A 22544-nucleotide genomic window follows, 5' to 3' on the forward strand; every position below is an offset into this window, starting at 1 on the left:
CAGCCTGCCGTTCCCGGCGCAGCCACCGAACAGCAGGTACAAACCGGGGTAGGTGAAGCCGACCATGGCCAGCCCGGATTCGGGTCTGCCCGGCAGGGGCGCGACTACGGTGTGGGCTCAGCGACCTTCGGCGGGCACGATCAGGCCTGCGTCCGGATCTACAGAGCAGTCGCGAATGCGCCGGTGACACAACACCATCGAATACGGTTGCTCATGTTTCCCATGTGGCGCAACGCGTATGTCAGGACGGCGCTTCAACAAATGCCCTGGCGTATCGCCGTTCGCGGGTTGGCGAGTTGGATCGCGACGGTCTGGGCCGTGGCGGTGATTGTCAGGCTCGCGGTCACGGTCGTCTCGGGCTCCTTCGCAGCGCGCTCCACGACATCATGAGTCCCCTCACCGCCTGCCCCACTGTGGCGACACGACGAAGTTCAGTCGGGCAAATAGCGGATCGGGACAGCGCGCTCGAGCCCAGCTGCCTCGAGTTCATCGAGGCTGAACACCTGGTTCGCTCGATCGCCGAGTAGACCGCCCAGGAGCAGGTCGAGCAATTCGCGATGCTTCGCCCGCGAGGCGTCCACTGCCGCACGCAGTTCGAACACGAACTCCCGGTGCGCTTCACCGATCCCGAGTTGGTCCAACTCTTTCAGCAGTGATCCCGCCACGAAGTAACCGTCCCACGGGGTTCCGGTGCGCTGCAACGACTCCACAGTGTCGAGCAGTAGGCCGTGCACATACTGGTTGCGGCCGCAGCCGACGCTCTGGCGTGAGGTCGGCAGATCCAGCTCGAACAACCCGCACAGCCCAACGAAGTAGGCGCGGCGTTCCTCGGCCAACCACCGCGGATTACGTTCGTCGGTAACGACATCGACATAAGCATCACGAAGCTCACCCACCCCGAACCGCGTCGGCGGGTTCGGTACCAAGCTCGCGTAGTCCTCATCCGGCACCACCATGCCATTGTCGTGGAACCACCCCACTGCCGCGATACGAACGATCGTCAAAGACCCAACCCCGGCACCCACATCGAAGCCCCCATGTCGTCGACACCACGACGTCCACCGCTGACGGCCTCGCGTCGTAGCATGTGCTCATGGGGAGTACAGCCGAACGACCGGCGGGGACCTTGCTGCTGTGGAAGGTGATCGGACCGCCGACGAAATTGCTGGCACCGATCAGCCCGTGGTGGGTAGTGATCGAAACCATCGGCCGCCGCAGCGGACTACCGCGGCGAATCCCGTTGGCTCGTGGGCCTCGCGACGGCGACACGCTGCTTTTGCTGGCTGTGCACGGGCGAGCCGCGGACTGGGTCCGCAATATCGAAGCCGACCCGCGCGTACGGATCAAGATCGGCTGGCGATGGCGCTCGGGGCAGGCGAGCGTCCATGAGTTGACCGAAGCCGAGTTGGCCCGGTTCAACGCCTACGCCCGCTCAGCGCAACGAATCTTCGCTATCGACGAAACCGCGGTAGCCGTCCACGTCCAGCTGAACTGACCCGGACATCCGAGCTTCCTCTCCGCCCAGCAACTCCCCGACGCACCCGTACGCATCGTGCGCGGCGATTCCGCGTACCGCGGTCGACAAGTTGCCGGGGATCGCCGGTGCGGCGTCCTGAGCTCAGCTCGGCTCGATCAGGCTGTCCGGCCCGGGGTAGACCAGGCTCTCGTGCCCGTCATCGAAACGCACCACGTACGGGGGTTCACCATCCCTCCCGCGGACTTCGAGGATCTCGCCCCGGCGATCCCGCATGCCCACAGCGCGGCTGTTGACAACCAGATGGTCTCCGACGTTCGCATGCATCGAGCAACCTCCCTGAGCAGTCGTTGTACGCCAGCCGAGTAGTCACAACGGTTCACAGTATGAGCTGCCGGTCAGCAACCATTGGCGCCGAACAGATACCAGGCCGATGACAATCTGCCGCCACGGGCCGGTGGCACTGTCAGCGGAAGGCGCTGGCGTGGTCGTCGGCCCATTGCCGGAAGGTGCGCGGCGCACGACCGAGGATCTGTTCCACCGTGGGGCGGACGATGGATTCGTCGATGGCCCCATTGGCGTAGAAGTCGAAGAAGGCGTCCACGTATTCAACGGGAGTGGTCTCCAACATCTGGGCGCGCGCCTGCTCGTCGGTGAGTTCGAGGCAGGTGAGATCGCGGCCGGTGGCCTCGGCCACGATCGCCACTTGTTCGGCCGGGGTGAGTGGATGCGGCCCGGTGGGCCAGAGGATCTCGCCGTGATGGGAACCGGCTCGCAACACGGTGGCGGCCACCGTGCCGAGGTCCTGGGGATCCAAAACAGCCGTGCGTACCCCGGGGAACGGCACCTTGATCACGTCACCGTCCCGCAGCTGCGGCAGCCAGCGCAGGGCGTTCGATGCGAACGCGCAGGGCCGCAGAATGGTCCACGCCACCCCACTCCCGGTGGCTTCTTCCTCGGCGGCCATCATGTAACGGGTGATCGCGTTGGCGGTATCGCCGGTGGCCGCGGAAACACCGGAGAGCTGCACGATGTGTTCGACGCCTGCCTGCGCGGCCGCCTTCGCCACACCCGGGTAGCCGGGCAGCAGGAACATCGCGCGCACTCCGTCGAAACTCAGTGTCTCGGGTGCGGTGAGATCTCCGGCCACGACCTCCACTCCGTGGGGCGCGTCGGTTCCCGAGGGATCGCGTACCAACGCGCGCACGGGTTCCGCGGCTTCGGCCAGTGCACGCACGACTTCCACGCCGACATTGCCGGTCGCTCCTGTCACCAGAATCATCGGATCGGTTCCTCTCGTTGTCGTATCGGTGCGTTCACAGGGTGCGCTGGAAGTGTGCGGCGACAGCGTCGACGGCGATGGTGACCTGCGGTTCCCGATCGTAGAAGTCGAACTGGGTGCCCTCGGTCCAGACGATGTCCTTGGGCCCGGCCAGGCCTGAGTGGAAGCGACGCACCCCCTCGGGGATGGCGGCGTCCTCGCTGTGCACGAGGATGGTGGGCTGGTCGACGTGCGGGGCCAGCGCGATGGAGTCGTAGGTGAGCCAGTCGGCCCAGGCCATGACCGCGAAGCGGTTGGGCCACGCCGGAATTCCACCGCGCGCGGGGTCGAGGTAGAAGTCGATCTCATAGGGCATGGCGGCACGATCGTCGGTGGCGCTGACCACGGGCACGTAGTCGATCTCACCGGTCCGGTCATAGCGCGAACGGGCGTCGCGGGCCACGGCGATCCTGGCGGCCACCGCCTCGCTGCCGCCGTAGACCTGCTCGCAGATCGTGGCGTCGTGCAGCCACGGCGCGACCAGCGCCAGGGACTTCACGGTGGGATCAGCGGCAGCGTTTCCGGCCATGTACATCGCGGCCGCGCAGATGCCGAGCGCACCGAGCCGGTCCCCGTCCACCGCCGGATGACCGGCCAGGAAGCCGACCGCGTTGCCGATGTCGCGCACCTTGCGCGCCGGGTTCTCGACGTCGCGTGGTTCGCCCGCTGATTCACCGAAGCCGGTGAAGTCGAACGACAATGCCGCGAACCCGCGCTCGGCCAGGCGCTGGGCGTAGCGGTCGGCCATCAGCTCCTTGACGCTGGTCCACGTACCGGCCACCACCACTCCCGGTGCGGTGCCGCGGTCGGTGGGCAAGAACAGATTGCCGACGAGTTTCACACCGTCGCTGTCGAATTCGACTTTCATGAACGTAAACTCCTTCTCGGAAATTGAGATGCGTTCGGGCTTCCCGTGTTCCGGTGACAGGTTCTTCATGGCCGCTGCTCGTCGACCCAGCCGCGCTCGACCGCCCAATCACTCGTGATGTCGGCGGTGACCGGCAGCGTGAGCAGCGAGACCGCGGACAGAGCGACGAGGAGCCCGACCGATGCGGCCCATTCGCGAGGGCTTGTACTCGGCCGATCCGTTGTGGCACGGCCGCCTGGTCGCCGGTCGGCCGGTCGCAGCGCCCACGACGCGACGGCGAAAGCCAGGAACATCAGCGGGGGCGCCCAGGAGACCGGTGCGTCGCCGAGTGCCAGATACGACACCGCGGCGCCCGCCCACATGAAGCAGACACCCGCGTAGGCCCATTCCTTGATCAGCCCGAAACCGGGGACAGCGATGGCGACGGCAGCGGCCACGTGGCACACGCCGAGGATGTAGGCGAAGTAGTCCGGGTATCCGAGATGGGCCAGCTGGTCCTCCATCCAGTCGATGGTCATCAGATCCCATGCCGCTCCGGTGAGCAACTCGCACAGGATGACGAAGGTGGTGGCCCAGTAGACGATCAGGCGGGTCCGGCCACTGCCGGTCGGTTCGGCGGCGACCCGCTTCTCGGCAGTCGCGCGCGCTCGGACATCGGTCACAGTCGGCATCTCGATTCCCCTGTCACATCGTTTTCCGATGGGGCACTGGCATATTCGCGGCGTCGGTGCCATCGTTTACCCGGCTCCGCAGCCGGGTCAGCCGGCGTGGAACCGTCACCGAGAGGAGCTTGTCCGGGTTACGGATGGCATAGATGTCGGTGACCTCGTCGCCGGTGATCGCGAAGAGGAACACCCCCTCCAGGTGGTCGCCGCGGTATGCGGCCAGCGCGGGCGCGCCGTTGCACCGGATCGTCTCGATCCGCAGGCTCGGCAGCGCCCGCCACTTGTGGAAAAGGTTCACCACGCGGGTCGCCACGCTCTGCGCGCCGACCATCGGACGGCGTGCCGCGGCGGCCTTGCCACCGCCGTCGGCGATCAGGATGGCGTCCTTCGCCAGGAGCGTGAGCAGCCCGTCCATATCGCCGGTGGTGGCCGCCGCCATGAATTGCCGGGTGATCCGGGCCGTCGTCGCGGTGTCGGCAGGTTCGAAACGCCTGCGCCTGGCCTGCACGTGCTTGCGGGCTCGGTGGGCGGCCTGCCGCACCGTCGCCACGGATTTTCCTATCGTGGCGGCGATGTCGTCGTGCGCGAAGCCGAACACGTCACGCAGGACGAACACCACGCGTTCGTCGGGGGTGAGTGTCTCGAGGACCACGAGCATCGCCATGGACACCGACTCGGCGAGTACCACATCGGTCGAGGCATCGCTCTCGTCGAGGAGCACGGGCTCGGGCAGCCAGGGGCCGATGTAGTCCTCGCGGCGGCGCACGCTGGCCCGCAACGCGTTGAGTGATTGGCGGGTGACCAGTCGCGCGAGGTAGGACTTGGTGTCCCGCACTGTTGCGAGGTCGACATCGGCCCAGCGCAGGTAGCTGTCCTGCAACACGTCGTCGGCCTCGGTCGCCGAGCCGAGGACCTCATAGGCGATCGTGAACAACAGCGGCCGCAACAGCGTGAACCGCTCGGCGTGTTCATCGGCGGGCACGGCTAGGTGACCTTTTGTGCCGCGGCCGGTTGCTCGGGGCGGTGCCGCCTTTCGGCCACATCAGCGAACCTGGCTTGCGGGCCTCGCGCCGGATCTTCCACATCCCGATGATGCAGCCGGACCCGGTCGACGAAGGCCGCGCGCGGATCGACGACTGTGATGTCCAGGCTGTCGCGCATCCGCAGCCGGTTGGCCGCGAGCGCACCGGCATAGCCACCGCCGATCATGACGACCTTGTTCGATGTGCTGTGTTCAGACATGCCTTCAAGACACCGCCGCACGCTGAAATGTGACAGTCACCGATGTGATGTGACACACAGTCCCGACCGGGGCGCTCACCGCCGAAGACGGGCGCTGGTCGGCTGCTGCCCGTCCGGGAGTGCCGAGTGAGACCAGCAAGAGCCCCACCGAGATCACCGATACGCACGGCACCCGCTTCGGAGTCATGCCCCGACACGGCGATTCGGGCGCGGTCACCGAGAAGCCGCTCGATGATGCCGATATCGAGTACCCGCCGACGTCGGGCTGCCCTACCGGTTCGGTTACGTCACGAGCTTCTCCATGGACCCGCGGCCGACGCACCGACACACGAAATCGAACCGAAACCATAGCTGGCAAGCAGCGCTGCACAGCAGTATCCGAGGTGATCACCGGTGACGACGGAGGCCCCGCATCGGATGTCTCCGATGCGGGGCCTCGAGCGAAAAGTGCTGCTACGAGCTACTTTTCAACCACTCCACACACTACTTCTGCGCAGCCTTGAACTCACGACGACGCCGGTGCAGGATCGGCTCGGTGTAGCCGTTGGGCTGCTTGGTGCCTTCCAGGACCAGTTCCTTGGCGGCCTGGAAAGCGATCGAGGCGTCGAAGTTCGGTGCCATCGGGCGGTAGTTCGGGTCGCCGGCGTTCTGGCGGTCGACCACGGGGGCCATGCGCTCGAGGCTGGCGATCACGTCGGCTTCGGAGACGATGCCGTGACGCAGCCAGTTGGCGACCAGCTGGCTCGAGATGCGCAGGGTGGCACGGTCTTCCATCAGGCCGATGTCGTTGATGTCGGGCACCTTGGAGCAGCCGACGCCGTGGTCGATCCAGCGCACGACGTAGCCGAGGATGCCCTGGGAGTTGTTGTCGAGCTCCTGACGCTTCTCCTCATCGGACCAGTCGGTGGACTGGGCCAGGGGGATTTCCAGGATCTGGTCGACGGTGGCGCGGGGGCCGCCCTTGGCGATCTCGGACTGGCGCTTGAACACGTCCACCTGGTGGTAGTGGGTGGCGTGCAGGGTGGCGGCGGTCGGCGAGGGCACCCACGCGGTGTTGGCGCCTGCCTTGGGGTGGCCGATCTTCTGCTCGAGCATGCCTGCCATCAGGTCGGGCATGGCCCACATGCCCTTGCCGATCTGGGCCTTGCCGGGCAGGCCCTTGGCCAGGCCGGTGTCGACGTTCCAGTCCTCGTAGGAGGTGATCCAGGTCTGGGTCTTCATCTCGGCCTTGCGGACCATCGGCCCGGCCTCCATGGAGGTGTGGATCTCGTCGCCGGTGCGGTCGAGGAAGCCGGTGTTGATGAACACCACGCGGTCCTTGGCGGCCTCGATCGACGCGGCGAGGTTGACCGTGGTGCGGCGCTCCTCGTCCATGATGCCGACCTTGAGGGTGTTGCGGGTCAGGCCGAGGACGTCCTCGATGCGGCCGAACAGCTCGTTGGTGAACGCGGCCTCGTCGGGGCCGTGCATCTTCGGCTTCACGATGTAGACCGAGCCGGTGCGGGTGTTGGCCAGCTCGGCGGTGCCGTTGAGCGAGTGCACGGCGATCAGCGAGGTGATCAGGCCGTCCATGATGCCCTCGGGCACCTCGTTGCCCTCGGCGTCGATGATGGCGTCGGAGGTCATCAGGTGGCCGACGTTGCGGACGAACAGCAGCGAGCGACCGTGCAGCACCAGCTCGGAACCGTCGAGCGCGGTGAACACGCGGTCGGGGTTCATGGTGCGGGTGAAGGTCTTGCCGTTCTTGGTGACCTCTTCGGCGAGGGTGCCCTTCATCAGACCGAGCCAGTTGCGGTAGCAGACGACCTTGTCGTCGGCGTCGACCGCGGCGACCGAGTCCTCGAAGTCCATGATCGTGGTGAGCGCCGACTCGAGCACGATGTCCTTGACGCCGGCGGAGTCGGTGGAGCCGATGGGCGAATTCGGATCGATCTGGATCTCGATGTGCAGACCGTTGTGCTTGAGCAGCACCGAGGTGGGGGCCTCGGGGTCACCGAGGTAGCCGACCAGCTGGGAGGGATCGGCCAGGCCGATGTCGGTGCCGTCTTCCAGGCCGACCTCGAGCTCGCCGTCGACGATCTTGTAGTACGACGAACCGATGTGCGAACCGGTGATGAGGGTGACGGCGTCGTCGAGGAAGTTACGGCCCCACTCGATGACCTTGTCGCCGCGCACACGGTTGTAGCCGGTGCCCTTCTCGGCGCCGTTGGCCTCGGAGATGGCGTCGGTGCCGTAGAGGGCGTCGTAGAGCGAACCCCAGCGCGCGTTGGCGGCGTTGATCGCGAAACGCGCGTTCATCACCGGAACCACCAGCTGCGGGCCTGCGGTGGTGGCGATCTCGGCGTCGACGTTGCCGGTGCCGATCTGGAACGGCGCGGGCTCGGGGCGCAGGTACCCGATCTCGGTGAGGAACTGCTTGTAGGCGCCCTTGTCGTAGTTCGCGCCGGGGCTCTCCTGGTGCCAGGCGTCGAGCTTGCCCTGGATCTCGTCGCGTTCGGCCAGCAGGGCACGGTTGCGCGGGGCGAGGTCGTTGATGACCTGTTCGGCGCCTGCCCAGAACGCGGCGGAATCTACGCCGGTACCGGGAAGCGCCTCGTTCTCGATGAAATCGTGGAGAACGCTCGCCACCTGGAGCCCGCCGACCTGAATCCGCTCTGTCATCTACTGCCTCACTTCGGTTGAAAACCGGCTGGAAAAAGTCGATGTCATGTTACCCGTGGGTACATGTGACATCGCGTGTGGGTGGAACGCCCGGCGGGCGTCACGCATTCCGCCACGCCGAATCGTCGGGGGCCGACGGCTGGGCGTGGCGAACCACCTCTCGATTGTAGGTTCCCGCCTCGCGACCGCCGCGCACGCTCGAACACGGGCGCAGCAACCACCGGATGTCCACGAAAGGACGAGGTGGACGAACTAGCCTTCGTCGCATGGGCGCCCCCAGCAATCCCGGCGACAACAGCACACCTGTCGGGGCGACACAGGTGACGTTGCACCCGGTGGCCGACAAGCGGTCGGTGAACAAGCCCGTGTTCCTCACCGCCGCGGGGCTCGTGCTGGCCTTCGCGGTCTGGGCGCTGGCCTCGCCGGAGAGTGCCGAAAGCGTCGTCGGCGAGGTGAAGACCTTCATCTCCACCTGGTTCGGCTGGTGGTATTTCGTGCTGGCCACCGTGATCCTCGGGCTCGTCGTGTTCCTCGGTGCGGGCCGCTACGGCCGGTACCGCCTCGGCCCGGAGGAGTCACGCCCGGAGTACAGCCTGTTCTCGTGGACGTCGATGCTGTTCGCGGCGGGTATCGGCATCGACCTGATGTTCTTCTCCGTCGCCGAACCGGTCTACAACTATCTGCACCCGCCGGAGGGTCCGGCCCAGACCGATCACACCGCCCGCGAAGCGGTCACCTGGACGATCTTCCATTACGGCATCACCGGGTGGGCGATGTACGCGCTGATGGGCGGGGCGCTCGCGTACTTCGCTTTCCGGCACAACCTGCCGCTGACGATCCGCGCCGCCCTCTACCCGATCTTCGGCAAACGCGTGCACGGGCGCTGGGGTGACGCCATCGATGTGGCCGCGGTGCTCGGCACCATCTTCGGTATCGCCACTTCGCTGGGCATCGGCATCGTCCAGCTCAACTACGGTCTGCACGAGCTGTTCGGCGTCCCGCAGGGCAAGGCGGCACAGATCGGGTTGATCGCGTTGTCGGTGGCCATCACCACCATTTCCGCGACCACCGGGGTCGACAAGGGCATCCGGCGCTTGTCCGAACTCAACGTCATCATGGCCATCGCCCTGCTGGTCTACATCCTGGTGGCCGGTCGCACGTCGTTCCTGCTCAACGGGCTCACCCAGAACGCGGGCGACTACCTGTCGACATTCCTGGACCGCACGCTGAACACCTTTGCCTGGGAACGCAATCCGGAGACGGCGAATCAGCCCTCGACGTGGCTCGACAGCTGGACGCTGTTCTTCTGGGCGTGGTGGGTGGCATGGGCGCCGTTCGTCGGGCTGTTCCTGGCGCGCATCTCGCGCGGACGCACGCTGCGCCAGTTCATCTTCGGTGTGCTCGTCGTGCCGTTCAGCTTCACCCTGCTGTGGATCTCGGTGTTCGGCAACAGCGCGTTGCAGGTGGCGCGTGACGATCAGCAGTTCGCCGAACAGACCGCGGCCCGAGCAGAATTGGGGTTCTACTCCCTGCTCGAGCAGTACCCCGGGGCCACCTTCCTGCTCGGTATAGCCACCATCACCGGGCTGCTGTTCTACGTGACCAGCGCCGACTCCGGTTCGCTCGTGATGGGCAATTTCACCTCGAAACTGCCCGACCCGATGGCGGATTGCGCGCGTGGCACCCGCATATTCTGGTCGGCCGCGATCGGCCTGCTCACGCTGTCGATGCTGTTCGCGGGGGCGGGCGGCTCGATCATCACCCTGCAGAACGCGACGATCATCATGGGCCTGCCGTTCTCGTTCGTGCTGGCTCTGATCGGGATCGCCATGCTGCGCGCGGTGCGCAACGAGTCGTTCAAGATCGACAGCTACCGGGCGGCGCTGCCCAATGCCATCGCGGCCGGGCGCGGACCGAGCGAGCACGGCAGCTGGCGGCGCAGGCTGCTGGCCACCGTCCACTACCCCGGCCCGGCCTCGACCCGGAAGTTCTTGAACAACACCGTGATTCCGGCCATGCGTGAGGTCTCCGAGGAGCTGGCCAGGATGGGACTCACCGCGCACATCGACGAATCGGGCACCCACGAGGGGCTGCCGTATCCGCGGCTGATCGTCGATCAGGGCACCGAGACCGGGTTCGAATACGGTGTGTGGCCGGTCTCGGCGCCCGCACCGTCGTACGCGGTGCTGGCCCAGCGCTCCGGTGACCGGTATTTCCGCTGCGAGGTGTATCTGGCCGAGGGTTCGCAGGGGTACGCCCTCAACGGGTACAGCCGTGAGCAGGTGATCGGCGACATCCTCGACCAGTACGAACGTCATCTCGGTTATCTCTACCTGCGCCGCTCCGCCACCGATCACCACGAACCCGAAGCCGTCGACACCGACGAATCGTGAAGGGACAACCATGAGCCAGACCCTCTATATCGATGGCACCTGGCGCGCGGCCGCGTCCGGTCTGACCCGCGAGATCCGCTGTCCGGCGGACGATTCCGTGGTCGGCACCGTCGCCGAGGCGGGCGCGGAGGACACCGAGGCCGCCATCGCCGCCGCCCGGCGCGCCTTCGACGACGGACCGTGGCGCACCACCACGGCCGGTGAACGCGGCGATCTGCTGCTCGACATCGCCGACGCGATCGAGGGCAGACGCGAACAGTTCGTCGGCGCCGAGACCTTGGACACGGGCAAACGGCCCTACGAGTCCGAGATCGACATGACCGATATCGAGAACTGCTTCCGGTACTTCGGCAAGCTCGCCGCCGAGGACGCGGGCCGGGTGGTCGACGCGGGCAACGCCGACATCGATTCGCGCATCGTCTACGAACCGGTCGGGGTGTGCGGGCTCATCACGCCGTGGAACTATCCGCTGCTGCAGGCCGCCTGGAAGGTGGCACCGGCGCTGGCCGCGGGCAACACCTTCGTGCTCAAGCCCGCCGAACTCACCCCGCACACCGCGATCCTGCTGATGACCGTCCTCGACGACCTCGGGGTGCCGCCTGGCGTGGCCAATCTCGTCCTCGGCGCCGGGCCGACCGCGGGCGCTCCTTTGTCGGCCCATCCGGACGTGGACCTCGTCTCGTTCACCGGCGGACTGTCCACGGGTCGCGTCATCGCCCGTGAGGCGGCGGCGACGGTGAAGAAGGTGGCCCTCGAGTTGGGCGGCAAGAACCCGAACATCATCTTCGCCGATGCCTGCGACACCGACGAGCGCCTCAGCGCCTGTGTCGACAACGCCCTCAACGCGGCGTTCCTGCACTCCGGCCAGGTGTGCTCGGCCGGGGCGCGACTGGTGATCGAAGAGTCGGCGCACGACCGGTTCGTCGACGAACTCGTCCGCCGCGCCCGCCAGATCCGCCTCGGCCTGCCGTTCGCCGACGGCACCGAGACCGGTCCGCTGATCTCGTCGGCGCATCGCGACAAGGTGCACGCCTATGTGGAGCAGGCCCGCGCGGACGGGGCCGATATCCGTACCGGCGGTACCTTCGCCGTCGGCGATCAGGGCTCGGGCAGTCTCGACAACGGCTGGTTCTATCTGCCGACCGTCATCGACCGGGCGAACCGCACGATGGCCTGTGTGCACGACGAGGCGTTCGGCCCGACGGTCACGGTAGAGACGTTCACCACCGAGGAAGAGGCGATCTCCATCGCCAACGACACCGAATACGGCCTGGCGGGCGCGGTGTGGTCCAGCGATTCGGCGCGGGCGCGGCGGGTGGCGGCCCGGGTGCGCGCGGGCACGGTGTGGGTCAACGACTTCGGGCCGTATCTGCCGCAGGCGGAGTGGGGCGGGTTCGGCCGGTCCGGTGTCGGCCGCGAACTCGGCCCGTCCGGGTTGCACGAGTATCGCGAGGCCAAGCACGTGTACGAGAACCTCCGGCCGGGGGTCACCGGCTGGTTCGAGCTGCGGGAGGACCAGCGGTGAATTCCTACGACTACGTGATCGTCGGCGCCGGTTCGGCGGGCGCTGCGGTGGCCGCTCGTCTCTCGGAGGATCCGTCGGTGACGGTGTGCTTGCTCGAGGCGGGTCCGTCCGATGTCGACGATCCGGCGATCCTTCGCCTGGATCGCTGGATGGAGCTGCTGGAATCCGGCTACGACTGGGACTACCCGATCGAGCCGCAGGAGAACGGCAATTCGTTCATGCGCCATGCCAGGGCCAAGGTGCTCGGCGGCTGTTCGTCGCACAACAGCTGCATCGCGTTCTGGGCGCCGCGCGAGGACCTGGACAGCTGGGAACGCGAGCACGGCGCGACCGGTTGGGGGGCGGACTCGGTGTACCGGCTCTACAGCCGGATCGAAACCAACGATGCTCCCGGCGAGCACCACGGTCGCAGCGGGCCGGTGAACATCATGACGGTGCCACCGAACGACCCCTGTGGTGTGGCGGTGCTCGACGCCTGCGCGGAGGTCGGGATTCCGCGTGCGGAGTTCAATGCCGATCGCACAGTTGTCAACGGCGCCAACTTCTTCCAGATCAACAGCCGCACCGACGGCACCCGATCCTCGTCGTCGGTGAGCTACCTGCACCCGATTCTCGACCGGCCGAATCTCACCATTCGGACGGGTGCGTGGGCCAAGCGGATCCTCATCGAGGACGGGCGCGCGGTCGGTGTGGAGTACACCGACAACGCCTTCGGCCGCGCGACCCGGGTCACCGCCGAGCGGGAGGTGATCGTCTCGGCCGGGGCCATCGACTCGCCGAAGCTGCTGATGCTCTCGGGTATCGGTCCGGCGGATCACCTGCGGGAGAACGGAATCGACGTGGTGGTCGACTCTCCCGGTGTCGGTGCGCACCTGCAGGACCACCCCGAGGGGGTGATCGGGTTCGAGACGAAACAGCCGATGGTGCGCAGCTCGACGCAATGGTGGGAGGCGGGCATCTTCACCACCACCGTCGACGGGCTCGACCGGCCCGACCTGATGATGCACTACGGCAGTGTCCCCTTCGACATGCATACGCTGCGCCAGGGTTACCCGACGGCCGAGAACACCTTCTGCCTCACCCCCAATGTCACCCACGCCCGCTCGCGCGGCACCGTGCGGTTGCGCTCGCGCGACTTCCGCGACAAGCCTCGGGTGGACCCGCGCTACTTCACCGACGCCGAGGGCCACGACATGCGGGTGATGATCGCGGGGCTGCGCAAGGCTCGCGAGATCGCTTCCGCCGCAGCGCTTTCGGAATGGGTGGAACGGGAACTGTATCCGGGTCCGCAGGCCGAGACCGATGCCGAACTGGCCGACTACATCCGGCGCACCCACAACACCGTGTACCACCCCGTCGGCACCGTGCGGATGGGCGGACCGGATGATCCGATGAGCCCGCTCGACCCGGAGCTGCGGGTCAAGGGCATCGAGGGACTGCGCGTGGCCGACGCCTCGGTGTTCCCGGCGCACACCACGGTGAACCCGAACATCACCGTCATGCTGGTCGGCGAGCGGTGCGCAGAACTGGTGGCTGCCGACCGGAAGTAGTTCACCCGCAGTCCACTCGCCGCACTTCGGTGGTGGCGGCGGTGACGACCGCGCCTGCCCGATCGCGCGGGCGTAGTTCGGCGAGTGGCCGGCCGTCGCGGTCCACGAGCGTCGAGCGGGGCTCGTCGTCGGCGAAGGCATGACTCTCCCCCCACTGCCGCAGCGCGACGACGACGGTGAACAGGTCCCGCCCCGCCGGCGTCAACTCGTAGACGTACCGTTTGCCGCTCGCGGTCGCGCTGGTGCCGAGGATGCCGTCGTCGACGAGTCGGCGCAGGCGGTCGGCGAGGATATTGCGCGCGATCCCGAGCCGCTGTCGCAACTCGGTGAACGACGCCGACCCTTCCATGGCATCCCGCACGATGAGCAGACTCCACCGATCACCCACCAGGTCGACAGTTCGCGCCACCGGGCAGGTGGCATCGGTCCATTCGCGGTCGACACGGACCGTCGGAGCCATGGGCCACCTCCTAATAGGTTGCAATTCGAAACCATTATTGCCTACCTTTGATTTGGTTTCATTTTGCTACTCTTTGGAGGTCCGGTGGGTACACGACTGACGCGAGCACAACGGGTGATGCTGGCGGTGGTGTGCGCCGCGGCGGTCTCCACGATCTACGCGATCCAGCCCGTTCTCGCCGTGGCGGGTGCGGAATTGGGGCTGTCGCCGCAGTCGTCGGGCGTCCTGATCGCCGCCGGGCAGATCGGGTATTTCGCCGGGCTGATTCTGCTGGTCCCACTCGGTGACCTGGTGAACCGCCGTCGGCTCATCGGCGGCATGCTCGCGCTCACCTCGGTCGGGGCCGCGATCACCGCCGTCGCGCCCACCGGTGTCGTCGCGGTCGCCGGGCTCGCGGTCGCCGGGGTGTTCGCGGTCGTCGTCCAGGTGACCGTGGCATATGTCGCCGCCGTTTCCGCGCCCGGTGAACGGGGCCGCAATATCGGCGCCGTCACCTCCGGTGTGGTGATCGGCATCCTCGGGGTCCGTGTCGTCGCGGGTCTGCTGGGTGACACGCTCGGCTGGCGGGCGGCCTATGCGTTGCTCGCGGTGCTCTGCGCGACGCTCGCCGTCCGCACCCGGAAGGTTCTAAGTCCGGACGTCAGAGCCCGCGAAAATCGGTACACCCAGGTGCTGCGGTCCACGGGACGGCTGGTGACCACGGACCGGCTGTTTCTGAGCCGGGGCTCGATCACCTTCTTCGTCTTCGCGTCGTTCGGATCGCTGTGGAGCGGCCTCGCGCTTCCTCTCGCCGCGCATCCCTGGTCGTTGGGTACGACCGAGATCGGGCTGTTCGGGTTGTTCGGTCTCGCGGGCGCCCTCGGCGCGGGCCGGGCCGGCCGGTGGGCCGATGCCGGTCACGCGCAGCGTGTCACCGGCTCGGCCCTGCTGGTGCTCGCCGTGTCCTGGTTGTTCATCGCGCGGACCGGGACAGCGGTACTGCTCGTCGCCGGCATCGTTCTGCTCGATTTCGCCGTCCAGGCTGTGCATGTGAGCAGTCAGCATGTGCTGACCACCGCACATCCCGACCGCGCGGGCAGCGTCATCGGTGCCTACATGGCCTTCTACTCACTGGGCTCCGCACTCGGCGCGGTCACCACGACGTGGGCTTACACCGTGTGGGGATGGCAGGCGTCCTGCCTGTTCGGCGCGCTCTACGCCCTGGCCGGGTTCGCCGTGTGGGCGGCGGCCCAGCTCTCACGCGTCGGCGTCACGGCCACGCCCGAATCACCCTGGGCGCCGGTGGGATGCGCTGTCGCCCACCGAAAATAAATGAGCCGACATTTCGGACACGGTGTGTCACCATGATTCACACGAGGCCGACATCGCACCAGACGAGACCGGCAGAGCACGCTGAGAGGAGGAGACGACCGTGAAACCAGCTGTACGACAGCATGATTCGAAGCCCGGATATCAGAGCACCGGACATCGCAGCGCCGAGATACGCGAAGCCGGTCGTCTCCCCATCGCGCACTGAGCGTACCCACCTCTCCCTTCCGCTCGCTTCTTCGAAACATGGTGATTCCGATGATGATTCGTCATGCCGTCGTCCCGACGGCTCCCGCCGCCGACAACTGGATACACAGCCGCGTGCTGGTGCTCAACGCCAGCTACGAGGCGCTCGACGAGATCACCGCCGATCGGGCGGTGACACTGCTGCTGAGCGGTGCCGCCGAATCCGTCATCGACCGGGTGCCGCGTTTCCCGATCCGATCGCAGCGGCTCGAGGTGGCGTTGCCGGAGACGATCCGGTTGCTGCGCTACGTGTACCTGGCGCATGTGCGACCGATCGGCGAGGACAGCCGCGCCACCCTGGCCGGTGTACTGCGCCGCGACAAGCACCGCTGCGGCTACTGCGCGAACTGGGCGGCCACCGTCGACCACATTCGCCCGCGCAGCCGGGGCGGCCCCAACACGTGGGGCAACCTCGTCGCCTGCTGCGCACCCTGCAATACGACCAAGGCCGACCGCACCCCCGAAGAGGCGGGGATGCGGTTGCTGTGGGAGCCCAAGGCCCCCGACCCCCTCGCCAGCACACAGCGCCGGATCTGGAAGGAGTACGCGCCGTGACCACCGCACTGACCGACCTGCTCACCCTGTCCGATTCCGGTCGGTGGCATCGCGCCGCCTGCCGGGGCGACCCCAACCACGAGGCGTGGTTTCCGTACCCGTCGCAGGATTTCGACTACGCCCGCCGCATCTGCGCCGGTTGCCCGTTGCTCGCGGGGTGCACCGAGTACGCGGCGCGCACCGGTCAGTCCGGGGTGTGGGGTGGTCGTGAATACGACCGCGGCCGCGTGATCCGCGAATGACCGACCGGAGGCCGGGTGTCGACCACGACGCCCGGCCTCCGGCTGTGAGCTGCGACGATGCGCCGGGGGATGCGCGGTGCGCCGCCCCGGCGACGAGTCCTTAAACTTGCCGCGTGGGTACACATCGCAGCGGGACCAGATCTCGACGTATCAGCAAAGGTCCGGTTATCGCGGCATCGGTGCTCGTGCTCGTACTCGTGGCCGTGTTCGCCTGGTTCCAGTTGCGCGATCGTGCCGCCGAATCCGATGTGGCCGCGGCGGCGGAATGTGTGGAGGGGCCCGCCGCCCTCGATGTCACCGTCGACCCGGCCGTGGCCGGTCCGGTGCGTGCGGCCGCGGAACGGTTCAACGCGACAAAGCCGCGCGTGCGCGACCACTGCGCGCGTGTCGAGGTGACGGCCCGGCCGTCGGCGGCGCTCGTCGGCGCGCTGGCCGACACCAGCACCTGGGAACCCGGCCTCGGCCCGAAGCCCGGGCTGTGGATCGCCGACTCGAGTCGTTCGATCGAGCTGGTCCGGGTGCCCGGTCTGATCGAGGGCACCCCGGCGTCCATCGCGACGAGTCCCATCGTGCTCGCGGTGCCCGATCCGCTGCGCCAGGCACTCGAGCAGCACCAGATCACCTGGGCCGACCTGCCCCGATTGCAGCAGGGCTCGCTCGACGAGATCGGCTTGAACGGCTGGGGTGGACTGCGGATGGCGCTGCCCCCGGGTGATGCGACCACCGCGGCCGCCGCCGCGATCGGGTCGGCGGTGTCGGGCACCGACCCGCTCACCGAGCAGGCCGCCGCGTCCGGGCAGGTGGTGGCCGCCATTTCCGGCCTGGCCGCCGCTGCCGAGAAACCCGCCGACCTGACCACGGCGATGGCGGGGATCAGCGCGGATCCGGCCGCGAACGATATCCACGCGGTGGCCGCTACCGCCCAGCAACTGGGGACCGGTGGGCTCACTCCGTTCCGTCCGGCGGGCACCGCGCCGCTGGCCGACTACCCGGCGGCGGTGCTGTCGGGTCCGTGGGTCGACAAGATCCAGAACCTCATCGCCTCGCGCTTCATCGATTTCCTGCGGGCTCCCGAGCAGGCGGCCGCTTTCGCCGCCGACGGTTTCGGCCCGGCCATCGGTTCGGCGCCCGCGAATCCGGGGAAGGCGGCGCTCGAGAAGGTGCGCGCCACCATCGACAACCCGGTGCTCGGCGTGAATGCCACTGTGCTGCTCGATGTCTCGTCGTCCATGGGCACCACCGACGGCTCGATGACCCGCCTCGCCACGTCGGGCGCCGCGCTCGCCTCGACCCTGCAGGTGATGCCGCCCGACTTCGGGCTCGGCCTGTGGACGTTCGGCAAGAACCTCGACGGAACCAACCCCTACCAGGTGAACGTGGCCACCGGCCTGCTCACCGACAGCCAGCGCAATGCCGTGGGATCGGCGGTCACCTCACTGAAGCCGAGCACGGTGAGTACCGATCAGGCGTATCCGAGTCTGCTCGCCGCCTACCGGGCGGCGGTGGCGAACTACTCCCCCGGCCGCACCAATTCGATTCTGCTCATCACCGACGGACCGGACGACGATTCCTCGCTGACCGGTGCCGACCTGCTCGCCCAGATCGCGGCGGCCAACCAGTCCGGCAAGCCGGTGCGGGTGGACATCATCGTGGTCGGCGGCGAAGGCACCCAGACCTTGCAGGAGTTGTCCGCACAGACGGGCGGCACCTACACCCGGATGCCGACCAGCAACGATCTCGGCTTCGGAACGGCCGTGGTCAAGGCACTGACCACCCCGTAGTCAGTCGCCCCAGACGGCCCGTAAAGGGTCGAGCGCCTCGTCCACATAGGCGGCGACGGGGCGGTCGCCGCCGTCGAGGAACCACTGTTCGAGCGCGGCGAGGTAGCCGAAGATGAGCGCGTTGGTCGCCACCTTGGCCTGCGCCTGGGTGAAGCGGCCGGTCGAGGCGAGCAGCGGTGACAGCCGCTGGCTGGTGCGGTCGGCCGAGGCATAGGCCGCGCGCCGAACCGAGGGTTCGGTGAAGTGATAGCGCAGGCTGCGCCGCCACGGGCCGGGTTCGGAGCCCGATTCGTTCGTGCCCGTGTCGTATTCGCGGACGGACCGGATGAGGCTGCCGATCGGATCGCCCGGGTCGACGACCTTCGCCAGCTGTTCGTCGCTGAGGTTGTCGAACTCGTCGGCGACGATGATGCCCTCCTTGGTGCCGAAGAGCCGGTAGACCGTCGAGGGTGAGACCTCGGCCGCGGCGGCGATCTCCTCGATGGTGACCGCGGCGAAGCCCTTCGCGTCGAACAGATCGAGGGCGCGTTCCTGAACGGTGTGCATGGCGTTGAGCCGCCAGCGTTCGCGTAGTCCAGCCATGCGGCCAGTTTATCAGGAAGTCACTGTCTGGTGACTGTCACTCTCATTTAGACATTGACTGTCTGTAACAACGCTCGTACAGTCGCTGTCTACAGACAGTGACTTTCTGAATCGAGTGTGCGATGACGACGACAATCGAACGTCCCGAGGCGGAGTCGGTGACGCATTCCCCGCCGCCGACTCTTGTGACATCGGTCCGACCCCACGTCCCCAGCTTCGCCGTGGTGATGATCGCGCAGGTCATCGGCTCACTGGCCGGGCTGGCGCCGCTGCTCGCGGTGGTCGAGGTCGGCCGGGTGCTGTTGTCGGCCGGGCCGGTCGATCACGACCGGGTGTGGCTCGCGGTGGCGATCGGCGCGATCGGTCTGCTGGTCCGGCTGGTGTTCACCGGTACGGCGGCGGGGCTCGGCCATGTGCTCGACGGCCGGGTGCAGCTGGCGTTTCGGCGGCAGCTCGCCGCCCAGTTGGGGCGCGTGCCGACCGGCTGGTTCTCGGGCCGCCGGACCGGTGAGCTGGCCAAGGTGGTCGGCGACGACGTGAGCGCGGTGCATCCGGTGCTCGCGCACGCGCCCGGTGAGCTGGTGTCGGCGTTCGTGGTGCCACTGGTGTCGCTGGCGTATCTGTGCACGGTGGACTGGCGGCTCACGCTCATCACGCTCGTCCCGGTCCTGCTCGCGCTCTTGCACGTGCCGCTGCTCCTGCTGCCGGCGAGGGAACGTGAACAGCGGGAGTTCGACGCCGCTATGGGTCGCATCGCCGATGCGGTGGTGGAGTTCGTGCAGGGCATCGCGGTGGTCAAGGCCTTCGGCGGTGGCGATCGGGCGCATCGGCGATTCCGCACGGCCGCAGACGAATTCGCCGATACGTTCCTGCGTTTCGTTCGCGGTCTCGCTCCGGTGGCGGCCGGGATGCAGCTGGCGTTGTCGCCGCCGTTCGTGCTGCTGGTGATTCTGAGCGGCGGCACCTTCCTGCTCACCCGTGGCGAGCTGGCCGCCGCCGATCTGCTGCCGTTCCTACTGCTCGGGCTCGGCCTGACCGCGCCGGTCGCGGCGCTGCAACACGGTTTCGACGATCTGCAGGCGGCCGGTCACGCGATCGGCCGGATCAACGAGGTGCTCGCCGTGCGGCCACTGCCCGAACCCGCGCGACCCGTGGCTCCGCGCGGGCACCGGGTCGAGTTGCGGGACGTGCGCTTCGGCTACGACGACCGGGAGGTGCTGCGCGGTATCGACCTGGTCCTCGAGCCGGGTACCGTCACCGCGCTGGTCGGACCGTCGGGCAGCGGCAAATCGACACTGGCGCAACTACTTCTGCGATTCTTCGACCCGAGTCACGGCAGCGTCGTCCTCGGTGGTGCCGATCTGCGCGACATCGGCAGCGATCGGCTCTACCGGTCGGTGTCGTTCGTCTTCCAGGATGTCCGACTGCTGCGCGCCTCGGTGGCCGACAATATCGCGCTCGCCGTGCCGCACGCCGACCGCGAACGGGTGATCGAGGCCGCCCGGCTGGCCGGGATCCACGAACGGATCCTCGACCTGCCGCACGGGTACGACACCGTTCTCGGCGAACAGGTCGGACTCTCCGGCGGTGAGGCACAACGGCTTTCACTCGCCCGTGCCTTGCTGGCCGACACCCCGGTACTGGTTCTCGACGAGGCGACCGCCTTCGCCGACCCACAGACCGAGCGGGCATTGCGCCGGGCCATGGCGAACCTGCGCGGTGACCGCACGGTGCTCGTCATCGCCCATCGACACGAAACCATCGCCGACGCCGACACCGTCGTCCTGCTGCGGGACGGCGTGATCGTCGAGCGCGGCGCACCCACCCGGCTGCTGGCCGAGGGCGGCGCGTTCGCCGCGTTCTGGCAAGCCGAACAAGGAAGCGACTTGTCATGACCCGCACACTGTTACGGGTGCTCGGTCATCAGTACGCGGGTCCGGTTCGCCGGACCGTGGTGTTGATGAGTGTCACCGCCGTGCTCGAAGGGTTGTCCTACCTGCTGCTCGTTCCCGTGTTGCGTGAGCTGTTCGGCAGCGAACCCGCGCGGGCCTGGCCGTGGCTGATCGGGTTCGGGTGCGCGGTCGCGGTGTACGCCGTGCTGCGTTATGTCAGCGATCTGTCGGGATTCCGCTCGGGCACCACGCTGCTGCGCGGGACCTATCACCGCATCGGCGACCACCTCGCGCGGCTGCCGGTCGGGTGGTTCGGGCCGGACCGGGTGGGTGAGGTGTCGGTGCTGGCCAGTCGGGGCGTGCTCGAGGCGATGGGCGTTATCGCGCACCTGCTCAGCCCGTTCATCACCGCGACGTTGACGCCGGCGACCATCGTGGTGGTGATCGCGGTCTTCGATTGGCGGCTCGGACTTGCCGCGCTGGTCGCCGTCCCCCTGGTGGCCGCGGTGCAGATCCGGGCGAGCCGTGCGCTGGCCGCCGTCGATGCCGAACGCCACGCCCGCGACCACGAGGCGGCGGGCCGCGTCATCGAGTACCTGCGGGCCCAGCCGGTGCTGCGCGCGGGTGGCCGGAGCACCGAGCGGTTCGGTCTGCTCGATGATGCGCTGCGGGAGCTGCAGCGGGCCACTCATCGCTCGGTGCGCACCGCGCTGCCGGGGATGGTCGGTCTCACGCTCGTCGTCCAGACCATGTTCACCGTGGTGCTCGCGCTCGGGGCCTACCTCGCGCTCGGCGGCCGAATCGGTGCGGCCGAGGTGCTGGCGATCCTGGTGCTTGCCGCCCGTTGCGCCGAACCGTTGCTGTCACTGGCCGATCTGGGTGGCAAGCTGCGCAGCGCGCACTCCCAGCTCACCCGGCTGGACGAGCTGCTCAGCACCGAACCGCTTCCCGAGCCACGCGATCCGATCCGACCGCTCCGCCACGATCTCGAGTTCGATGCCGTCGGCTTCGCGCGCGACGGTCACACCGTGCTGGACGGGCTGACGTTCCAGGTGCCGCAGGGTCAGCGGTTCGCGATCGTCGGGCCCTCCGGCGCCGGGAAATCCACGGTGCTTCAATTGCTCGCCCGATTCCACGATGTCGACGCGGGCGCGGTGCGCATCGGCGGTGTCGACGTGCGCGACATCGACACCGCGACTCTGATGTCGTCCATCGCCATCGTCTTCCAGGAGGTGTACCTGTTCGACGGCACGATCGAGGACAACATCCGCCTCGGCCGACCCGACGCCACCGACACCGAGGTGCGGGCGGCAGCGACCGCGGCCGGGCTGGACGAGGTGGTCGACCGTCTGCCGGGTGGCTGGTTTGCTGCTGTCGGCGAGGGCGGCGTACTGCTGTCCGGTGGTGAGCGCCAACGTGTTTCGATCGCCCGCGCCCTCCTGAAGGACGCACCCATCGTGCTGCTCGACGAAGTCACCTCGGCCCTCGACCCCGCCAACGAAGCAGCCGTCCACCAGGGCATCGAACGCCTGATGGCCGGGCGAACCGTCATCATCGTCGCCCACCGCCTGCGCACCGTCCGAACCGCCGACCGCGTACTCTTCCTCGACAAGGGAAGTGTCGTGGAGCATGGCACCCACCATGAACTCGTCGAAAAAGGCGGGCGCTACGCGGATTTCGTGGCAATCACCGACGCTGCGGCCACCACAAGTTGATAACCGCGGTGGTCGACGCCTACCCGGGCTCACTGTCGTCGCGCTGTCCGCACTGCCACAGTGG

At 67.7% G+C, this 22544-nt stretch carries 20 protein-coding genes; 10 read left to right on the top strand and 10 right to left on the bottom strand.

All coding sequences use genetic code 11. From position 1 onward, the window contains the following. Window positions 1–431: 431 nt before the first annotated feature. Complete coding sequence (locus NCO8_RS11780; protein WP_067638914.1) at window positions 432–1004, bottom strand: hypothetical protein; 573 nt, start codon at window positions 1002–1004, stop codon at window positions 432–434. An 89-nt stretch (window positions 1005–1093) separates the two neighbouring features. On the opposite strand from NCO8_RS11780, the gene NCO8_RS11785 reads away from it, so the two are divergent. After that, the gene (locus tag NCO8_RS11785) at window positions 1094–1495 is read left to right on the top strand and encodes a nitroreductase family deazaflavin-dependent oxidoreductase (RefSeq protein ID WP_084456947.1); all 402 of its coding nucleotides are present in this window, start codon (window positions 1094–1096) and stop codon (window positions 1493–1495) included. Window positions 1496–1618: 123 nt separating this feature from the next. On the opposite strand, the gene NCO8_RS11790 is transcribed toward NCO8_RS11785, so the two are convergent. The 7 genes from NCO8_RS11790 to NCO8_RS11820 all read right to left on the bottom strand — a co-directional run bounded on the left by NCO8_RS11790 (window position 1619) and on the right by NCO8_RS11820 (window position 8231). After that, a complete protein-coding gene (locus tag NCO8_RS11790) occupies window positions 1619–1801 on the bottom strand; it encodes a DUF1918 domain-containing protein (RefSeq protein ID WP_067638918.1) in 183 nt (60 codons plus the stop codon). Window positions 1802–1940: 139 nt separating this feature from the next. Further along, complete coding sequence (locus NCO8_RS11795) at window positions 1941–2756, bottom strand: NAD(P)H-binding protein (protein ID WP_067638920.1); 816 nt, start codon at window positions 2754–2756, stop codon at window positions 1941–1943. Between the two features lie 34 nt (window positions 2757–2790). Continuing rightward, the gene (locus NCO8_RS11800; protein ID WP_067640033.1) at window positions 2791–3663 is read right to left on the bottom strand and encodes an alpha/beta fold hydrolase; all 873 of its coding nucleotides are present in this window, start codon (window positions 3661–3663) and stop codon (window positions 2791–2793) included. Window positions 3664–3728: 65 nt separating this feature from the next. Continuing rightward, a complete protein-coding gene (locus NCO8_RS11805; RefSeq protein ID WP_067638921.1) occupies window positions 3729–4334 on the bottom strand; it encodes a DoxX family protein in 606 nt (201 codons plus the stop codon). A 13-nt stretch (window positions 4335–4347) separates the two neighbouring features. Then, complete coding sequence (sigJ, locus tag NCO8_RS11810; RefSeq protein ID WP_084456950.1) at window positions 4348–5310, bottom strand: RNA polymerase sigma factor SigJ; 963 nt, start codon at window positions 5308–5310, stop codon at window positions 4348–4350. A gap of 2 nt (window positions 5311–5312) precedes the next feature. Next, window positions 5313–5570 (bottom strand): hypothetical protein, encoded by a 258-nt coding sequence (locus NCO8_RS33005; protein WP_084456953.1) that lies wholly within the window; start codon window positions 5568–5570, stop codon window positions 5313–5315. A gap of 483 nt (window positions 5571–6053) precedes the next feature. Continuing rightward, window positions 6054–8231 (bottom strand): malate synthase G, encoded by a 2178-nt coding sequence (locus NCO8_RS11820; RefSeq protein WP_067638923.1) that lies wholly within the window; start codon window positions 8229–8231, stop codon window positions 6054–6056. 266 nt (window positions 8232–8497) lie between these two features. Between NCO8_RS11820 and betT the strand changes: the two genes are divergently transcribed. From betT to NCO8_RS11835, 3 genes are read left to right on the top strand one after another with little or no spacing between them, the layout of a single operon-like run. After that, on the top strand, window positions 8498–10624 hold the full coding sequence (betT, locus tag NCO8_RS11825; RefSeq protein WP_084456956.1) for a choline BCCT transporter BetT: 2127 nt from the start codon (window positions 8498–8500) through the stop codon (window positions 10622–10624). A 10-nt stretch (window positions 10625–10634) separates the two neighbouring features. Next, the gene (locus tag NCO8_RS11830; protein WP_067638927.1) at window positions 10635–12149 is read left to right on the top strand and encodes an aldehyde dehydrogenase family protein; all 1515 of its coding nucleotides are present in this window, start codon (window positions 10635–10637) and stop codon (window positions 12147–12149) included. After that, window positions 12146–13699, top strand: a complete 1554-nt coding sequence (locus NCO8_RS11835) for a GMC family oxidoreductase (RefSeq protein ID WP_067638929.1) — start codon at window positions 12146–12148, stop codon at window positions 13697–13699. Before NCO8_RS11830 ends, NCO8_RS11835 begins: the two co-directional genes overlap by 4 nt. A 1-nt stretch (window position 13700) precedes the next feature. Here the strand turns inward: NCO8_RS11835 and NCO8_RS11840 are convergent, their stop codons facing one another. Further along, a complete protein-coding gene (locus NCO8_RS11840; protein WP_067638931.1) occupies window positions 13701–14159 on the bottom strand; it encodes a winged helix-turn-helix transcriptional regulator in 459 nt (152 codons plus the stop codon). Between the two features lie 84 nt (window positions 14160–14243). Between NCO8_RS11840 and NCO8_RS11845 the strand changes: the two genes are divergently transcribed. The 4 genes from NCO8_RS11845 to NCO8_RS11860 all read left to right on the top strand — a co-directional run bounded on the left by NCO8_RS11845 (window position 14244) and on the right by NCO8_RS11860 (window position 18291). Continuing rightward, a complete protein-coding gene (locus NCO8_RS11845; RefSeq protein WP_245655322.1) occupies window positions 14244–15470 on the top strand; it encodes an MFS transporter in 1227 nt (408 codons plus the stop codon). Between the two features lie 255 nt (window positions 15471–15725). Next, window positions 15726–16268: an HNH endonuclease gene (locus NCO8_RS11850; protein WP_067640037.1), complete on the top strand. Its 543-nt coding sequence runs from the start codon at window positions 15726–15728 to the stop codon at window positions 16266–16268. Then, the gene (locus NCO8_RS11855; protein WP_067488664.1) at window positions 16265–16510 is read left to right on the top strand and encodes a WhiB family transcriptional regulator; all 246 of its coding nucleotides are present in this window, start codon (window positions 16265–16267) and stop codon (window positions 16508–16510) included. Before NCO8_RS11850 ends, NCO8_RS11855 begins: the two co-directional genes overlap by 4 nt. Before the next feature lie 113 nt (window positions 16511–16623). Further along, on the top strand, window positions 16624–18291 hold the full coding sequence (locus tag NCO8_RS11860) for a substrate-binding domain-containing protein (RefSeq protein ID WP_084456959.1): 1668 nt from the start codon (window positions 16624–16626) through the stop codon (window positions 18289–18291). Here the strand turns inward: NCO8_RS11860 and NCO8_RS11865 are convergent, their stop codons facing one another. Beyond that, on the bottom strand, window positions 18292–18873 hold the full coding sequence (locus tag NCO8_RS11865; protein ID WP_067638935.1) for a TetR/AcrR family transcriptional regulator: 582 nt from the start codon (window positions 18871–18873) through the stop codon (window positions 18292–18294). 122 nt (window positions 18874–18995) lie between these two features. Between NCO8_RS11865 and NCO8_RS11870 the strand changes: the two genes are divergently transcribed. Both NCO8_RS11870 and NCO8_RS11875 read left to right on the top strand, forming a co-directional pair. After that, window positions 18996–20768, top strand: a complete 1773-nt coding sequence (locus tag NCO8_RS11870) for an ABC transporter ATP-binding protein (protein WP_067638937.1) — start codon at window positions 18996–18998, stop codon at window positions 20766–20768. Next, window positions 20765–22480: an ABC transporter ATP-binding protein gene (locus NCO8_RS11875; RefSeq protein WP_067638938.1), complete on the top strand. Its 1716-nt coding sequence runs from the start codon at window positions 20765–20767 to the stop codon at window positions 22478–22480. The genes NCO8_RS11870 and NCO8_RS11875 overlap by 4 nt, the downstream gene beginning before the upstream one ends. Window positions 22481–22544 lie beyond the last annotated feature (64 nt).

The sequence above is a fragment of the Nocardia coubleae NBRC 108252 genome, assembly GCF_001612805.1.
GTDB classification, from domain to species: domain Bacteria; phylum Actinomycetota; class Actinomycetes; order Mycobacteriales; family Mycobacteriaceae; genus Nocardia; species Nocardia coubleae.

What these genes read in the sequence shown, in the direction of transcription:
- NCO8_RS11800 (WP_067640033.1), bottom strand. Translation starts at nt 3,663, where the DNA reads ATGAAAGTCGAATTCGACAGCGACGGTGTGAAACTCGTCGGCAATCTG.
- NCO8_RS11830 (WP_067638927.1), top strand. Translation starts at nt 10,635, where the DNA reads ATGAGCCAGACCCTCTATATCGATGGCACCTGGCGCGCGGCCGCGTCC.
- NCO8_RS11785 (WP_084456947.1), top strand. Translation starts at nt 1,094, where the DNA reads ATGGGGAGTACAGCCGAACGACCGGCGGGGACCTTGCTGCTGTGGAAG.
- NCO8_RS11840 (WP_067638931.1), bottom strand. Translation starts at nt 14,159, where the DNA reads ATGGCTCCGACGGTCCGTGTCGACCGCGAATGGACCGATGCCACCTGC.
- NCO8_RS11870 (WP_067638937.1), top strand. Translation starts at nt 18,996, where the DNA reads ATGACGACGACAATCGAACGTCCCGAGGCGGAGTCGGTGACGCATTCC.
- NCO8_RS11790 (WP_067638918.1), bottom strand. Translation starts at nt 1,801, where the DNA reads ATGCATGCGAACGTCGGAGACCATCTGGTTGTCAACAGCCGCGCTGTG.
- NCO8_RS11795 (WP_067638920.1), bottom strand. Translation starts at nt 2,756, where the DNA reads ATGATTCTGGTGACAGGAGCGACCGGCAATGTCGGCGTGGAAGTCGTG.
- NCO8_RS11820 (WP_067638923.1), bottom strand. Translation starts at nt 8,231, where the DNA reads ATGACAGAGCGGATTCAGGTCGGCGGGCTCCAGGTGGCGAGCGTTCTC.
- NCO8_RS11805 (WP_067638921.1), bottom strand. Translation starts at nt 4,334, where the DNA reads ATGCCGACTGTGACCGATGTCCGAGCGCGCGCGACTGCCGAGAAGCGG.
- NCO8_RS11850 (WP_067640037.1), top strand. Translation starts at nt 15,726, where the DNA reads ATGATGATTCGTCATGCCGTCGTCCCGACGGCTCCCGCCGCCGACAAC.
- NCO8_RS33005 (WP_084456953.1), bottom strand. Translation starts at nt 5,570, where the DNA reads ATGTCTGAACACAGCACATCGAACAAGGTCGTCATGATCGGCGGTGGC.
- NCO8_RS11875 (WP_067638938.1), top strand. Translation starts at nt 20,765, where the DNA reads ATGACCCGCACACTGTTACGGGTGCTCGGTCATCAGTACGCGGGTCCG.
- NCO8_RS11865 (WP_067638935.1), bottom strand. Translation starts at nt 18,873, where the DNA reads ATGGCTGGACTACGCGAACGCTGGCGGCTCAACGCCATGCACACCGTT.
- betT (WP_084456956.1), top strand. Translation starts at nt 8,498, where the DNA reads ATGGGCGCCCCCAGCAATCCCGGCGACAACAGCACACCTGTCGGGGCG.